Consider the following 1,589-nt stretch of genomic DNA (forward strand, 5'->3'; position numbering starts at 1 on the left):
GGTCAGAGCCATAAACTGCTCCATCGGAACAGGCTCACCCTTCAGCGTGTCGAACGCGCTTGGCATAGGGGCAGGGAGTTCTTTTTCCGGGAAGACAAAGCTGCTGCCTGGCTCGAAAGCGACAATGGCTTTGACCTTGTCGTTTTTCATCGCCGTGTACCAGCCTGGTCCGCCACCCTGAGAGTGGGTGAAGAGGATAGCGGGGCCGGATTTATCCACGACGGCGGACATCGCATCAGAGATAACATTGATATCAAACGGCCCGGTACTTGGGGTCATCTGACGGAAATACTGATTCAGTGCTTCTTTGTCGTGAGAGAACTGAACGCCCTTAAAATACTCTGGCCACACGCCAACGCGGAACTGGTTGAACCACATCTGTTCATCCGGTTTAGGCGTAACAGTACCTTCTACAGTCGTACGTCCGGCGCTGCCCCGACGCGGCTGATCGACAAGATAGGTTGAGAACCCGCGACGCAGGAAGATGTTCTGGAACCCTTCGCGACCATCTGGAGTACTTTCCCAGGTACGGGAGAACTGACCTGCACCGTGCAGCATGACGATAGGGTATTTATGCGGATTTTCCGGAATTTGGTAGAACACTGAGGCATGATCGCCATGATAAGTTTGGCCAGCAGAATCCAGCGGCTTCTTCGCGTCAAACTTACCCGGGGCAGTGGTGATAGTTCCGCCAGCAGAAAAGCTTCCCTGTTCCTGAATGACCAGCGGCGCTGCGTATACCGACTGAGCCACCAGGCCACTCGCTATCATGCAGACGGACAGTGTTTTTAAAAGTGTCTTCAAGGGTATCTCCTCATATCAATGAATCAGCTGCGTATTGTCTCTAACCAACTTGTTACCGTTTCAGTGGTTCTTCGCTCCTGATCGCATTCAATGACCAGCGGTTTTTCCCGACGCGCAGTTGGGGCGAGACTGGCAAGGATGTCGTCGCTGTCTCCTTTACCGTAGCCACCGTGAGTAATAAAGGGGATGAGTAATTTGCCCGCAAGGTTGTGGCTGCTGAGAAATGCTTGCACTACAGGCGGCACGCTGGTCCCCCAGATCGGAAAGCCTAAATACACGGTCTCGTAGCGTGAGATATCTGCAACGCTATTTTTTAATGCCGGTTTTACGCCTCGCTCACGCTCTTTTTTCGCCTGTTCAACGGTCTGAAAATAGTCTTCCGGATAAGGCGTAGCCGGTTCGATTTCAAACAGATCGGTATTCAGGCTGCGGTGAATGACGCCCGCAATCACCTGTGTATTTCCGCTGCGGGAAAAGTACGCCACCAGAACACGGCTTTTACCCTGCACGTTTGCGGTTCCGGTCGCAGCTGATGCAAAAGAAACGTTCGCCAGCGTCAGCCCGGCAAGTGCGGTGATTAACATTCTGCGGTTGGGATCATGCTCCATAATCCACTCCTAATTGTTTGCGAGCGCCTGCTGCAGCGCCTTTTCAGCTCGCGTTGCTGCATCACTTTCGCCATGTTCACGCAGAACCTGTGCCAGCTGGCGCAGCTGCGACGCCGTCAGGCCGACCCGCATGCTTGCTCGCGTATGCGACAGCAGTTGTGATTCGACGCCCGGCGT

At 53.9% G+C, this 1,589-nt stretch carries 2 protein-coding genes and 1 pseudogene; all 3 read right to left on the bottom strand.

Translation table 11 applies throughout. The annotated features are described in order from the left end of the window. Positions 1–804: alpha/beta fold hydrolase (locus tag HP459_RS22830; protein ID WP_171936912.1), on the bottom strand; the 804-nt coding region annotated here is incomplete at its 3' end. A gap of 23 nt (positions 805–827) precedes the next feature. Continuing rightward, entirely contained in the window at positions 828–1,412 is a 585-nt protein-coding gene (locus HP459_RS22835; protein WP_154850572.1) for a flavodoxin, read from the bottom strand. A 9-nt stretch (positions 1,413–1,421) separates the two neighbouring features. Then, positions 1,422–1,589 (bottom strand): annotated as a pseudogene (locus tag HP459_RS23645) (carboxymuconolactone decarboxylase); the annotation flags it as partial.

The organism is Enterobacter sp. CM29 (assembly GCF_013179605.1).
Classification (GTDB): Bacteria; Pseudomonadota; Gammaproteobacteria; order Enterobacterales; family Enterobacteriaceae; genus Enterobacter; species Enterobacter intestinihominis.

Bases quoted from the DNA above. Each gene is read 5' to 3' on its own strand.
- HP459_RS22835 (WP_154850572.1), bottom strand. From the start codon at position 1,412: ATGGAGCATGATCCCAACCGCAGAATGTTAATCACCGCACTTGCCGGG.